Origin of the sequence: Enhygromyxa salina, assembly GCF_000737335.2 — a bacterium.
Classification (GTDB): Bacteria; Myxococcota_A; Polyangia; order Nannocystales; family Nannocystaceae; genus Plesiocystis; species Plesiocystis salina_C.
Genome location: NZ_JMCC02000002.1, coordinates 110494 through 125244, shown reverse-complemented (window position 1 = coordinate 125244; position 14751 = coordinate 110494). Strand labels below are relative to the sequence as shown.

The following is a 14751-nucleotide window of genomic DNA, read 5'->3' as shown; positions in this document are numbered from 1 at the left end:
CTTTGGGCTTGGGCAGTCCAGTCCGCGCGCGGCCGCCATGGCCCCGACCGGCTGTTGAAGCGCGTGCTTGTCACCGCCCCATGAGGGACTCACCCCCAAGGACACAGCGGCTTCACCTCATCGCCCTGATCGCCGGCCGGCGTCACCGTGAGGCATGCCCACTCAACACCGGATGATCACACTGCTCGCCCTCGCCGCTGCCGCCTCGCTCGCGACCAGCTGCGACAGCGATGCGCCCAGTACCCACGACGCAGCCCGATCCGGGCTGTCAGGCGACAGCGAGGTGATCATCGAGGTCGATTTCGATGGCTGCTACCTGCTCGCGAACGACAGCACGGTCTTGCAGAGCTTCTTGCTCCCCCATGCGACCTCGGTCGACGCGATCGAGCTGTGGATTGCCCCCAATCTATTCATCCCCACCCACATGCGCGTCGAGCTGTCCACAGGCGACGGCCCCGGGGGCTCGCTGATCGCGACCTCGGAGCGCGTCGACCAGCCGCCCCGGGTCAGCGACGGAATCGCGGAGTGGCAGACCTTCACCTTCCTCGATGCGCCGTTGCTGCAGCCCGGCACCTATACGCTGCGCCTGATTCATGAATCAGACGAGACGGGCTCCCACGGCTCATGCCTGGACCCGTACCCGGACGGCACCTCGTACACGCACAAGGAAAACCCCACTCTGGACCGCGACATGGCCTTTCGCGTGCTCGGGAACATCTGCGGCGCCGTCGAGCAGCTCGGCGACGTCCCGCTCGACTGCGGGCCCGACCTGCTGCTGTGGCTCGATGGGGCCGACCGCGCCCAGACCTTGGCCAACTCAGAGCCCGCCGTCGACGGCCAAGAGATCGACGAGTGGCGCGACAAGAGCGGGCATGATCATCACGCGATCGCCTACGCACCAAGCAAGAAGGCCGAACTCGACACCAGCGCTTTCGGCGGGCGGCCGGCCGTTCGCTTCGAGCAGGACTTCATGGAGATCCGCGACCTCGACTTGCGACCGTCGACCCACCAAGCGATCACGGCGTTCGCCGTGGTCCGTCGCCTTGGTGGGTACCCGAACATCTGGGTCGCGCAGGAGAACGGGTTCAACAAGCGCTCGCACATCCCGACTGGCGCCGCGGTCGGAACGCGAGTCGTATCGTCGCTGGTGCTGGAAGGGAGCCCCGATGACCGGCGCCGCCACTGGCTCGCTGGCGACGGCCAAGTGACCGACGAGACCATGACCTACACGGAGGGCTCCGCCGGGGTCGGGCTCGGCATGCTCCTGTACGCCTGGGACGGCTACGCGGGCACGTATGCGGTCGACTACGAGCTCGCCGAGCTGGTGATCTTCGACGGTGTGATGGCGGAGAGCGACCGCGCCGAGATCGAGCAGCACCTCGTCGACAAGTGGGCGACGGACATCGAAGAGTGCCCAAATCCCGCGCCGTGGCCGCTGCCCGACCCACCCGCCGACGACTGGCCCCACTTTGTCGACACCAGCTACATCGCGCTCGAGGACATCGGCTGGATCAGCAAGTATCGCTCGACGATCGGCTTCGACTACTCCGACGACTTCGAGCACTGCCGAGCGATGAAGCACTACCACCACCCCCTGGATGAGGTGGACTGGGCGACCGTGGAGATCCGCTCGCCGATCGCCGGCGAGGTCATCGCGGTCGAAGAGGAGATGTTCGGCACGCGCGTACAGATCCGCTCGACGGAGCACCCCGAGCTCGACTTCTTGCTGTGGCATATCGAGCTCGCGTCACCGCTCGCGGTGGGCGCGATGCTGCTCGAAGGCGAGGTCCTCGGCACCCACTACGGCAGCGACACCTACTCGGGCATCGCCGTGAGCACCGAGGTCGACGGTCAGCGCCGGCTGTTGTCGTGGTTTGATGTCATCTCCGACGATCTGCTCGCCGAGTTCCAGGCCCGTGGTGGCATCACCTCGCGCGCGGACGCGATCATCAGCCAGGCCGAGCGCGACCACGAGCTGCTGTGTTGCACGAACGGTGAGTTCGATGGTGATGAGGATCTCGCGGACTGGGTCGAGCTCGACGGAGGGGCCAACGCTGGCGCGCCAGCGCCACTCGTGTCTGGGCTCGCCGCACCGCTCGAGGGGCCGGCCGCCCAGCTGGGCTTTCGCTGACTTCACCAGGTTGGCTGTCGCGGTCGGTCCCTCACCGGGGTCGACCGCGCATGGCTGGATCTACACGTCGACTTAGCGCACGCTGATCTGCACGCGTTGGGCCTTCGCGTGACGTGCGACGTTGCTGAGGGCCTCTTGCAAGATCCGAGAGAGCGAGATCGTGGTGACCTCCGACGGCAGCGGCTTGCTGGCGTAGCCGCGCCTCCACATGCAACAACAACAACAACAAGCCTGCGACCCATCCGACATCGTGACGCACCCCCTGGCCCCCTCCGGTACCCGTAGACGATGGATTTGATCAACGCTGTGATGTTGCTGGCGGGCGTCCTCCTGCTGCTCGGCATTGTGTCGAGCAAGTTCTCGGCGCGCCTGGGCATGCCGGTGCTGGTGCTCTTCCTCGCCGTGGGGATGCTGGCCGGCTCCGAGGGTCTCGGCCGCATCGCCTTCGAGAACTACGGCTTCGCGAACAGCGTCGGCAGCGCCGCGCTCGCGCTCATCCTCTTCGACGGCGGCCTCCGCACGCCCGTGGGCTCCGTGCGCGCGGCGTGGCGACCCGCGCTCTCCCTCTCGACCCTGGGGGTGCTCCTCACCTCGGCGCTGACGGGCCTCGCCGCCGCGTGGGTGATGGACGCCCCGCTCCTCCACGGCATGCTCCTCGGCGCCATCGTCGGCTCGACGGACGCCGCGGCGGTCTTCTCCGTCCTCCGTTCGAGTGGCCTCACGCTGCCCGAGCGATTGACGGCCACGCTCGAAGTCGAGAGCGGGTCCAACGACCCCATGGCGATCTTCCTCACCCTCGGCATCATCGGCATCATCACGGGCACGGCCGATTCAGCGGGCGCGCTCCTCCTGATGTTCGTCCTCCAATTCGGCGTCGGCGCGGTCGTGGGCGTCGGCGTCGGGCGGGCGGCGGCCTGGGCGGTCAATCGGGCCAACCTCGACCACCCGGGGCTCTATCCGCTGCTCGCCATGGCGTTCGGGCTGCTCGCCTTCGGGCTCGCCGCCGTGCTCGGAGGCAGCGGGTTCCTCGCCGTCTATGTCGCCGGGATCGCCCTCGGCAACAGCGTCATCGTGTTCCGACCCGGCATCTTCTTCTTCCACGACGCGGCGGCCTGGCTCGGGCAGATCGTCCTCTTCGTGATGCTGGGGCTGCTGAGCTTCCCGAGCCGCCTACTCGCCGTGGCAGGCGACGGCCTCCTGATCGCGCTCGTGCTGATCTTCGTCGCGCGGCCCATCGCCGTGGTGGTCTCAGCTCGCCCGTTCGGGTTCCCTCCGCGCGAGCTGGCTTTCCTCTCATGGGTCGGTCTCAAGGGCGCCGTCCCGATTACGCTCGCCACCTTCCCGCTGATGGCGGGGGTGCCAGGCAGCGAGGTGCTGTTCAACGCCGTGTTCTTCGTCGTGCTCATCTCCGCCATCACGCAGGGCTGGTCGCTGCCCATCGTGGCGCGCTGGCTGAAGCTCGGCCGCCCGGCAGACCCCACGCCGCCGCTCTCCGTCGAGATCAACGCGCTGCGGCACGTGGACGGGGAGATCGTGGACTACACGGTGGCCCCGTCCGCGCGCGTGGCGGGCCGGCTGCTCCGCGAGCTCGCGCTGCCCGAGGGAGCCCACGTCACGCTCGTCGCCCGAGGGGAGGCGGTCATCATGCCGCGCGGCGCGACGGTGCTTCAGCCCGGCGACCACGTCTTCGTCGCCATGCGAACCCGGCTCAAGCCGCTGCTTGACCGTCTCTTCGACCCCGACGCCGAGGCGCCGACGCTCACGCCCGGCCTCACTCTAGGCTTCCGCGCCGAGAGCACGGTCGGCCAACTCCACCGCTTCTTCGGCATCCCCGACCCCACGAACCCCACCCAGCAGGTCGGCTCGCTACTGAAGGCCAACGCCAACGACCAGGTCGCCCGCCTTGGCCCCTTCGCAGTCACCCCCGGCGACGAGCCCGACTACGTGACCCTGACCTACGCCCCCAAGACATGAGGGTCGGCCTGCCGCGTCGCTGCTGGAGATGGGAGTTCGAGACAAAGAGCGCGCAGCCGCAGGATCATCGTGTCGCTACGATCCCACCTGGGACACGGTAGGCTCACCGGTTTGCGGCCTCGTAGGCGCCGACGTTGTCGACGTGACCCACGGTTGCGTGGTTGGCCCAGCCACGTCGACAACGTCGGCGCCTACGAGGCCAGGCAAACCACGAACAGCCTACCTTGTGGAGAATGTCGGAAGAGTGTGCCCGGACGGCGCAACGCCGACCTGTGCTGAGCACGGCTAACGATCCCGGCAACCCCACGGCTGCGCTGAAACGAAAATAGGTGAAGTCAAAAGATCCGTGGACAGCTGCTCGGTTGAGCGGGGGTCGCCACGATCCCACCTGGGACACGGTAGGCTCACCGGTTTGCGGCCCTAAGGGGTGCCCGGCGGGCATCTTGAACCGCGGTTGCGTGGTAGGCCCAGCCAAGATGCCCGCCGGGCACCCCTTAGGGCCAGGCAAACCACGAACAGCCTACCTTGTGGAGAATGTCGGAAGAATGTGCCCGGACGGCGCAACGCCGCCCTGTGCTGAGCACGGCTAACGATCCCTCTGTTTGCTCTCCACGGATCTCTTGAACTTCGAAGCTTGGTGGACCTCCTGGGGTCAGGTCGCCGGGGTCAGCATACACGCCATGGGCGTGAATGTGACCAAGAAAATTCAGCCTGGCAGTGAGTTAATCTGCTGCATGAACGCGGCCCCCTTGGCGGGGTCGCACATGTGAATGTAGGCGGCCATGCCCCGCAGCTGCTCGAGCGACTCGCCCTTGCCGGGCTTGCCTTTTGAGCGGTTGTGGATGGCCGCGCGGAGCTCCCGAACGACCTTGCGAGGCACGCGGGCCACGGGCTCGCCCTCGGGGGCCGTGTTGACGACCAGGCCAGTCACCTTTTGCCGACCGCCGCTGCGCATGACCCGGGTCTTGTGCGGGTGCACGATGAAGCCCTCGTCGGCGACGATGTCGATGACGGCTTTTTGCAGCCTGCCCACCGCGATCTTGTGGTTGGCGGGCCCGTGAAAGCTGAAGGTCAGATCGTCCGCGTAGCGGGTGTAGCGAAACCCAAGCTTGGCCGCGAGCCCGGTCAGGCGCGCGTCGAGGTTGAGGCACAGCGTGTTGGTAATTGAGGGGCTGGTCGGCGCGCCCTGGGGCAGCGAGCGCGGACCCGTGGCGACGTAGTGGGGCCGACCGCCAAGCTCGATCTGCTCGCGCGGGCAGTCCGTGCACAGCAGCGCGAGCACGGTCGCGACCTGCTCACCGTAGCCGGCCTTGCGAAACAGGCCCTTGACCCGACGCAGCACGATCGTTGGGTAGAAGTTGCGGACGTCGAACTTCACGATCACCCGGGCGCCAGCGTGGACGCGGGCGTTGCTGAGCGTGCTGCGGCCAGCCAGGAACCCGTGGGCGGCCCCGTGGACCGGCAGGTGCTCGGTGATGTTGCGGGCGATCCAGGTCTGGACGCGCTTGAGGTCGGGCTTGGGCGCGCTGATCAGACGCACGCCCTTGCCGCTGCGCTTGGGCACGGACCAGCGGTGATAGTGCGTGCCGGTGTCGACCTCGCGGTGGTAGACGAGCCAGCGCAGCCGCGGGATCAGCAGGCCAAGCGACTTGGCGAGCGCGTGGACGTTCTTCAGCTCGGGCAGCTCGTTGAGCTGGCGGCGGCCTTCGAGATCCGCGATGTCCCAGCGATCGATGTCGGCGGTGTCGTGGTACCAGACGCCAACACCAACATGGACGAGGTGGTTTTGCCGGTAGACGAACCAGGCCTTGGCCATGAGCTCGCGCCGGACCTTGCGCTCCTCTTCGCGCTTGGCCTTGTAGGCCTTGCGCTGCTTGTCGGACAGCGTAGAGGTGTCGACCCCAGGCTCGAACAGACCAAGGCGGGTGAGCTCGGCGTCAACCCAGCTGCGGATGTTGCCGGCGGCCTCGATGTCGGCCCACTTGGGCAGATCCGCGGGGACCGCAGAGACGGTGGAGGTTGGAGTATCGTTGGCCATGGTCAGACCATTTCGGCCGCAGAGGCGTCGATGAAGCCCTTGTCGCCGAGCGACGCGAGCCGCCCGAAGTACTCGTTGCGAGCGTCGTCGGAGCTAGAGAAGCGGAGCCTGTGCATGCGCATGCGTTCCGGGTGTGTGCCCCAGCGGACCACGACCTCGCGGTCGTCGAGCGAGAGGCGGTAGGTGACCGAGCCGGTGTTGGCGGCCGCGAGCCCAGAGCTTGGCGCCTCCGAGGTGACGCGGCGGGGACCTTGGCGACGCACGAGCACGCGGGTCTCGGCGCGGATCAGCTTGCGGCCCTCTTCGGTTCCGCGGGCGCGCTCGAGCTCGGCTTGGCGGCGGGCAAACAGCAGGCGCAGCGCGATCATGGGGACCGTTGGACCCTCGCGCAGGCCACTGCGGCGGTACTGCGGGCTGGTGCAGCTGGCGTCGACGGTTCGGCCTTCGCGGTCGATCGTGAACGAGGTCCGGTAGGTCCGGTGGGCCTGCGGATCCTCGACCTCGCCCTCGATCCGGGTGCCTTCGCCCGCGAGCTCGTGGACCTTGGTCAGGCGCACGGCGTTGTCGATCGCCAGCAAGCGGTGGGCTTGTTGCTCGCGCTCGTCGCGGTAGCGCAGGGCCTCGGCGTTGGGCGGGGTCGCGAGCAGCGAGCGCGCGAGGTAGCGATCATGGGCGATGTCGTGGACGACCGTGCCGCGCTGCATGTGATGCAGGATCGCTTGGCGGACCTCGTTGATGCTGCGCCCGGTCGCGGATGCGAGCTCGGCGAGGGTGCTGCCAGCCGGGGCCGCAGCCAGCGAGTCGTGGACCTTCTTGGCCAACAATTCGTCGACCTCACCCGCGACCAGCAGATCAAAGGTGGCGATGCCGGCCCAGCCGCTGTCGGTCCAGCCCGAGAGCGCGAGGGTCAGCTCGGCGTCGCCGAGATCCAGGATGTAGTAGGCCGGAAGCCCGGCGCCGACCAAGCGCACGCGAACACGCTTGGCGTGGGGCAGCAAGCGGGCGAGCACGCTCAGCCGCTGGCGACCCCAGGTCCGCACCACGATCGGCGAGGCGCCGGTGTAGGCCGGACCCGTGCCCTCGATGACCTGATCCCAGGGCTCGAGCACCAGGCGCGGGACCTCGCCGGGGACCAGCTCGTAGCGCAGCGCCCGAGGCGAGGTCTTGGCCCTGCGCATGCGCAAGGTCAGCAGCACGTTGTAGAGATCGATCGGTGCGATCTCGAACTCCCGCGCGGGCAGCGTGGACGCGGCCTGGACCTGGCCAAACGCCCGCAGCCATCGCAGCGGCACTTGGATGTCGCGCTCGCTGACGGCGGCGGCGTCGGACGAGCCAGGCTGACCGGGCCCAAACTCCAGCGTGGAGGTTCGGTACGAGCGCATGCGCCCGATCCCCCGCAGCAGCACGTCGTCGAGCGAGAGGTGGGTGGTGCCGTCGGTGCGGCTGCCATCGACGGCCTCGTAGGCCGCACCCGCCCGCAGGAACAAGCGGGCGTAGGCAGACTCGTCGGCCGAGAACACCTCGAGGCTGACGCCGTGCTCGCTGACGCTGACGATTGGATCCAGCGGGCTCTGCTCGCTGGCTTCGGCGCCGCCAAACTTCTCTTCGAGGTAGGCCTTTTGGGCCTCCCACACCTCGTTGCTGACCCGCTTGCCCTGCGCGATCAGGTACGCGAGGTAGTCGGCGCGGTCGCGGGCCTTGAAGCGCAGGTCCGAGGCCAGCACGTCGGCCACGGTCATCAGCGCGTCACGGGTCACCCCCGGCCGCGTTAGCTTGGCGACGAGCGCCGCATCCCGGACCGCGTCGGTCGGCAGATGCAGGCGGAAGGTCTCGTCGTCGGTGATCGGTTCCGAGGCGGCGACGTAGCGCAGCTTGACCTCGGCGACGTCCGTAGGACTCATTGTTGTGCAGCTCCCCGAGTGGCGGTGGTGGTCTTGCCGCGTTGGGCCCGGCGCAGGGCCTTGAACGCGACCTTGCGGACGTCCTCGTGTTCGCCTTGGCGATCGAGCAGGGCCTGTAACACGGAGGTGGCCTGCGCGGTGCCAAGCCGACCGAGCGAGGCGATCGCGGTGAGGCGCGCGGGCTCCTTGCCCGAGGCCTCGGCGGCGTCGCTCAAAATCTTGAAGCGGGCGTCGCCAAGCATGAGCGGCAAGCTGAGCCGGCGGCGGGCCGCCGACTCGAACAGCGCTTGGCCGTGGCCTGCGTTGAGCGCCGACGCGACCAACGGCGCGACGGCGACCTGGTCGGCGACGGTCAGGCGATCGATCACCTGCGTGGCCGCGTCGCTGGCGAGCTTGGCGACGGCCGCACCAGCCGCGGCGCGGACCGAAGCGTCGCGGTGGCTGAGCGCGGGCTCGAGCTTGGCGAGCTGGCTTGGGTCGCCGTGGTCGGCCAGGTAACGCAGCGCCTCGCCGAGCACGGCGATCGGCGCCTCGGCTTGGCCAGCGGCGGATCCATCAACGACCGAGACAGCGGCCGCCTTGACGTCCACGCCGACCCGCCGCGCCGCCCACAGGCTCGCGCGCCAGGCCCGAGCCGCGTCGGCTTGCGACTTTTGACCGGCCAGCGCGAGCCACTGCTTGGCGGAGCTGCCGACGGCGTCGCTGAGCGCCGCGCCGAGCTTGGCCTTGGCTTGGGCCCCAGCTGCGCCGGCGATCCAGGCGGCGTCGGCCCGCTGCGGAGCGGCCTCGCCCTTCAGCAGATCCCCGAGCGAAGACGGGCACTCGCCCCGACGGATCAAGCCGCGACGCAGACGCTGGCGGACCGAGTCGTCGGCGATCTCGGTCATGCGCGCCACGAGCACCTCCGAGTCACCGTGCTTGGCCAAGAAGCTGGCGGCAGGGCTGCTCAGCTCGGTGTGAACGCTGCGCAGCGCGAGCAGGGCCGTGCGCGTGCGCTCGGTCGGGAACACCCGCTCGAGCGCCTTGTAGGCGGCGTTGCGGACGTTGGCGCTGGTGTCCGAGAGCAGCCCGGCGAGCACCTCTTCGGCGTTGGCGTTGCCGAGCGCGCCGAGCTGTTGGGCCGCGCGCACGCGGATCTGCTCGGGCTCGAGCCGCTCGCGGGCGAGCTTCTCGATCAGGGCGCGGCTGCGGTCGTCGCCGGCGTGGCTGAGCCCCGAGATCGCGCCAAGCCGCAGGTCTTGTGGACCCTGCTGGGCGGAGCGCTCGACGGTTGTGCGCACGCGGTCGCGCTCGTCGGGATCTTGCAGCTTGCCGAGCATGGCCCCGAGCGCCTCGACGGCGGCGGGCGCGAGCGCACGATCCTCGTCGGTGATCTCGGCGTCGGGATCGAGCAGCGGCTCGAGGTCTTCGAGCGCGCGACGATCCCCCAAGGTCCCCAAGGCGACGATCGCCCGGCGCCGCTCATCGTCGGCGCCGGCCTTGAGCACCAGCAGCAACGACTTGAACGCGGCGGCGTTGCCCCGCGCCGCCAGCCCTTCGGCGGCCGGCAACACCAGCTCGCGCCGACCCACGGCCAGCGTGGCCGCGAGCGCGTCCAAGGTTGCGCCCGGGACCCACTCGGCCCGGAACGCCAGGACCTCGCACGCGGCGACGCGCACCGCTGGCTCACGATCCTCGAGCAAGCGCGCGAGCAGAGCCTCGGCGCCGGTGTCATCGACGTCGCGCAGCAGCCGGGCGATCTTCTCGCGCAGCGCCGCGTCGTTGGTGGAGATCACCGCGCCAAGCCACCCGAGCAACATCGCCTCGTGGTAGCGAGCCCGCGCGACGCCGCCGCCCACGTGGGCGTTGACGCGCTGGGCCGGCCGGGATGGATCGCGGGCGATCGCCACCAGCGCGTCGAAGCTGCGCGAGCGCAGGGCCGCGTCGTCCCCTTCGACCAGCGTCAGCAGCACCGGCGCACCCTTGGGATCGGCGATCCGCGTGAGCGCGCTGATCAGCGCGTTGCGATCTGCGGTGCGATCGGGGTCGTCCTCGATCCGCGCGGCGATGCACTCGGCAGCGGCCGCGCTGGCTTCGGGGACGGCTTCCGTCTCGCCGGGTTCACCCCCGGCGACCGGTCGGCGGACCTTGGCGAGCGCGACCAGGGCCTCGACGGCGCGCGAGGCCACGCGGGCATCTTCGGCCCGCAAGAACGCGGACAGCACGTCGATCGTGCGCAGGTCGCCGCGCCGCGCCAGCGCGCTGGCGGCCTTGAGGCGCAGATCCTCGTGGTCGCTCTCCATCGCGCGCATCAGCGCCTCGCCGACCCGATCATCGCGGGCGTCGACCAGGCGATCGACGACCGAGAGCCGCAGATCCGCGTGGGTGCTGCCAAGCGCCACAAACCAAGGCTCGAGGCTCTCGGCGTCAAACAGCTTTTGGATCTGCAAGAGCGCGTGGGCCCGAACCTCTGCGTTGGGCGCGTCGACGCCCTCGAGCGCCAACGCCCGGGCCGCCTGGGCCTGCTCACTGGTGCCCGACAGCGCTTGCTGCACGAGCTCGTCGACCGCTGCGCGGCCCACGTCCGAGGCCGAAGACTGCAGCGCCAAGCCAAGCGGCTCGACGGCGCCGGGTTGGTACAGACCCCGCAAGGCCGTGACCGCGGCCCGCCGCACGAGGTGGTTGGGATCGCTCAGCGCCCGGCGCAGGACCGGCAGCACCGAGTCGCGGCCGACCTCTTGCGAGTCGCCCAGCTTGCCAAGCCGATCAATGCTGTCCCGCCGCACGCGGTGGGTCTCGTCGGCGGCCCCTGGCGCGGGCGCCTGGCGGACCAGGCCGGCGTAGGTGCCGAACACCAGCCGGCGAATCTCGCCGAGCTCCGGGGCTGCTGCCTCGCCGGCCGCACGCGGATGCAGCTGCGTGACGTTGCTGTCGCCGGTCGCGGCCGCGGTCGCGGTCTTGGCCAGCTCGACCGCGTTGCCGATCAGGCGGCGGATCCACCCGCTGCGGCGTGGCTGCGGGGCCTCGCCGTCCTCCCAGTTGGTCTGCGGCGTGGGCGGAGCGTCCGAGGTCTGCGGGCCCTTGAGCCGGCCCGACTCGCGCCAGAACGCGAGCGCTTGGGTCCGCAGCGAGAGCACCCGCGCGGCCGCGTAGCGCAAGGAAGGATCGTCGCTTGCCAGCGAGTCAACGATCACCCGCAGGCGCGCGTTGCGTTGATCCTCGTCGGGCCACTTCTTGAGATCTGCAGCGCGGTCGGGCTTGGGCGGACCGACCAGCTCGGTCGCGAAAGCCATCAGCTGCTCGCCGTCTTGCCGCTCCTCGAGGGCGCGCGCGGCCACGTAGCGGATCTCGGGCTGGGACGACGCGAGCGCGGCGAGCATCAGATCCGGCGCCTGCTTGGCGCGGACCCGCGAGACGTCGCGGGCGACGATGATCGCGAACACGAGATCCTGAACCTCGCGGTCGGTGTCCTCGAGCCCACGCAGGAGCCCGCGCGAGCCGTCGGGGCCGAGCGCGGCCAAGCTGAGGATCGCCCCCAGCCGGATCGGCCGGTGGGTATTCGCCAAGGTCCCGACCAAGACTGGGACCGCGCGCACGTCACCGAGCCGCGCGAGGCCCTCGGCGATCCAGCTGCGGACCGGCAGATCATTGTGGGACAGCGCGGCCAGCAGGATCTGGGTGTCCCGCTTCTCGCAAGCGGTTGCGAGCCCGCGGCTGGCCATCTCGCGCACGATCGGATCGGGATCCTCGAGCAGCTCGACGAAGAACGAGATGCTGCCGCGATCCCCGACGTCGGCCATCGCCCGCGCGCCCCGCTGGCGCAGCTCGGCGCTGGGGTGGTTGGGGTCGGTCTGCGGAATGGTCAGCAGCGCCCGCATCGGGCTGATCGCCCGATCGTCACGCCGCTTGCCGCACAGCTCGGCCGCCCGGACCCGCAGCGCCCAGAACTTGCTGGCAAACGCCTGGCTCCACGCGTGCTGATCTTTGGGGAGCAGCTTGTCGATGCTCTCGATCGCCTTGGTGTGGACCTCGAGGTGCTCGTCGTCGAGCAGCTCGATCAGGCGCTTGCGAACCAAGTCACGGTCGGCCTTGCGCGCGCCGTGGGCCCCGAGCGCGCGGACCTGCGGGCGCGGGGAGTCCATCGCCGCGAGGTAGACCTCGGCGCGCTCCTTGAATCGCGCGACCCGATCCTTGCTGGACTTCGAGCTGGTCAGGGCTTCGAACGCCGCCTTGCCAACCGCCACGTGCTGGTCGGTGATCAGGCCCAGCAGCAGTTCGTCGGCCCAGCTGTGTTGCTGGCGATCGAGCTCCTTGACGACGTCCTCGCGGATGTCGGCGTGACGCGAGTGCGCGCCGCGGGTCAGCGGGGTCTCGGGGTTCTTGCTGTGCCACGCCCACAGGGTTCGGAACGCCTCTTTGCGGACCTTCTGGGCCTCGTCGTCGAGCGCGTCGCCAAGCAGCTGATCCGCGCGGCGGGCCAGGGACTCGTCGCTGGCGCGCTTGCCCTTGCCGCCAAACTCGACAAGCACCTGCAGCGCACGCACGCGCATGTCCTCGCTCGCGGCCCCGAGCGCGAGCTCGGCCAGATCGAGGGCGCCGGCGTCCTTGCGGTCCGAAGCCAGCAGCTGCAGGTTCTCGAACACCGCGTTGCGCACGGTGCTGTCGGCGTCGTCGAGCAGCCACTGCAAGCGGGCCGCGAGCCGATCGTCGTGGGGCATCGCGAGGATCCCCACGAACAAGGCGTCGACGACCAGCCGCCGGACGCCAGCGTCGCTCTCGCGCGAGAGCTGCAGCAGCGCCCCGGTCGAGCGCGCGTCACCAAGCACCGCGAGGCTCTTGGCCCCACGCAGCGCGGTGTCGGCCTCGCGGCAGGCCATCGCCGCGAACAGGGGCTCGAGGTCGGCCTCGCTTGGCTCGCCGCCCGAGGGCGACAGCGCCGTCCCGAGCTTGGCGAGCTTGCCGATCTCTGCCTTGAAGGTCTCGCCAAGCTTGGCCAGCAGCTTGGGGTGGGTGCCAACCGACAGCAAGAACGCGGTCTCGCGCACGTCGGCGTGCTTGTCGTCGAGCGCGTCCTCGAACAGATCGCGGCCGGTTGGATCGGCGGCGCCCTCGATCTGGCCGCGGCGCAAGGCATAGAGCTTGCGCAGCGCGGCGACCCGAATGTCGGGTGGCCCCTGCTCGAACGCGGTCCGCAGCGGCACCCGCGAGCCCGTGGGCTCGAGCGCGCACAGGGCCTCGAGCGCGGCGGCGCGGACGGTGTTGTCCTTGTCGTTGAGGCGCTCGGCGACGAGCCCCGGGACCAGCGGCGAGACGGCGCGCAGGGCCGGCAGCTGCTCGACCGCGAACTTGCGCAGATCGGCGTGCTTGGACCCGAGCGCGGCGCGAACCGGCGTCAGCGCGCGCGGTCCTTCGATCGCGCGCAGGGCCTCGAGCGCGGCGAAGCGCACGGTCTTGTCGCCGTCGTCGAGCGCGGACCGAAGCGCGGGCCGGCTGCGGCGACGCTGGCCCTTGGCGACCGCCTCGCACGCGAGCTTGCGAACCTCGGGCTTGCGGTCACGCGCGATCACGCGATCGAGCAGCACCCGCGCCGAGTCCTCGGGCAGCGACGCGAGCTCGTTGACAGCCTGCTCGCGCAGCTCGTCCTTGCGGGCGTCGAGGTTGGCCCGCAAGGTCGCGAAGTGCGACGACACCCGATCGATGTCGTCACTCGGCGAAGACTCGGCGTCGAGCTTGACGAGGTGCAGGCGCCGCTTGGCGTCGACGATCAGCAAGGTCCCGCCCTTGTTGTCGTCCTTGGCCCGATACGGGCGCAGCCAGGCCATTGCGCGCAGCTCGAGGTTGGAGCCGATCTCGACGGTCTTTGGCTGCCGCCGGGTGTCGTGGATCCACGCCTTGAGCTTGCCGTCTTGACCGATCGAGAGCAGCCGGCGGGTCAGCTCGCGGCCGGCCTCGTCCTGCAGCTGCAGGCCCAGCACCAAGCCGCGGACCGGGCCCACGTGGGCCTGATCGCCCGAGCGATCTTCTTCGTCGGCGGCGCCCTCGAGGTAGCTGACGCGGATCGAGCCATCGCCGCAGCCTGCGATCACCCGCCCGTCACCGGTGAAGGTCAGGGCCGTGATCCCCTTGTCGCCGGTTGGCAGCTCGTGGACCTCGCCCGTGACCGCGCCGCTCGAGTCGAACGCGAGCACCCGGACGATGCCGTCGTCGCCGCCAACGGCGAGCTTGCCCGAGCTGGCGTCGAACGCCGCGGTCCGCAGCGGCCGGGCGCTGAGCCGGGCGCGATGGGTCTGGGTCAGCTTGGGCGCCGCGCCTTCGGGCCGCTCGAGCGCATAGATCGCGAGCTGCCCCGCGTCGTCAACGACCGCGATCGTGGTGCCCTTGTCGTCGCTGGCGATCGCCCGGATGTCGAGCTTGATCCCGTGCGCGTGGGTGAGGACTTCGCTGGCAGTCTCACCGCTCAGATCAAAGCCGTGCAGCTCGCCGCGATCGCCACCCGCGAGCAGCAGATCGTTGTCGGCGAAGTCCAGCGCGTGGATCGACCCCGCGACCTCGAGCGAGGCCAGCGAGTCGAGCTTGCTCTTGCTGTAGACATGCACCGAAGAGCTGTCGACCGTCTCCGCGTCGCGCTCGCCCGCGACGGCGATCACTCGCCCGGAGCGAGAGCCGGCTACGGCCCAGAGGTGCTCGAGGTGCGTCCCGTTTTTTTGCGTACCCATCGTCGATCTCGT

Annotated in this window: 6 protein-coding genes; 2 read left to right on the top strand and 4 right to left on the bottom strand. The window is 69.9% G+C overall.

Going from position 1 to position 14751, the window contains the following annotated elements:
• Nucleotides 1-154 precede the first annotated feature (154 nt).
• The gene (locus DB30_RS01300; RefSeq protein ID WP_052546107.1) at nt 155-2131 is read left to right on the top strand and encodes a hypothetical protein; all 1977 of its coding nucleotides are present in this window, start codon (nt 155-157) and stop codon (nt 2129-2131) included.
• Between the two features lie 72 nt (nt 2132-2203).
• Here DB30_RS01300 and DB30_RS01295 read toward each other — a convergent pair whose 3' ends face one another.
• A complete protein-coding gene (locus DB30_RS01295; RefSeq protein WP_153258169.1) occupies nt 2204-2341 on the bottom strand; it encodes an ATP-binding protein in 138 nt (45 codons plus the stop codon).
• A 78-nt stretch (nt 2342-2419) separates the two neighbouring features.
• Here DB30_RS01295 and DB30_RS01290 point away from each other — a divergent pair, with 78 nt between their 5' ends.
• The gene (locus DB30_RS01290; RefSeq protein ID WP_052546106.1) at nt 2420-4105 is read left to right on the top strand and encodes a potassium/proton antiporter; all 1686 of its coding nucleotides are present in this window, start codon (nt 2420-2422) and stop codon (nt 4103-4105) included.
• Nucleotides 4106-4811: 706 nt separating this feature from the next.
• Here the strand turns inward: DB30_RS01290 and DB30_RS01285 are convergent.
• The 3 genes from DB30_RS01285 to DB30_RS01275 are packed head-to-tail and all read right to left on the bottom strand — an operon-like array spanning nt 4812 to nt 14739.
• Nucleotides 4812-6143 (bottom strand): reverse transcriptase family protein, encoded by a 1332-nt coding sequence (locus tag DB30_RS01285; RefSeq protein ID WP_052546105.1) that lies wholly within the window; start codon nt 6141-6143, stop codon nt 4812-4814.
• 2 nt (nt 6144-6145) lie between these two features.
• The gene (locus DB30_RS01280; protein ID WP_052546104.1) at nt 6146-8044 is read right to left on the bottom strand and encodes a hypothetical protein; all 1899 of its coding nucleotides are present in this window, start codon (nt 8042-8044) and stop codon (nt 6146-6148) included.
• On the bottom strand, nt 8041-14739 hold the full coding sequence (locus DB30_RS01275; RefSeq protein ID WP_146657802.1) for a HEAT repeat domain-containing protein: 6699 nt from the start codon (nt 14737-14739) through the stop codon (nt 8041-8043). Before DB30_RS01275 ends, DB30_RS01280 begins: the two co-directional genes overlap by 4 nt.
• Between the last annotated feature and the right edge of the window lie 12 nt (nt 14740-14751).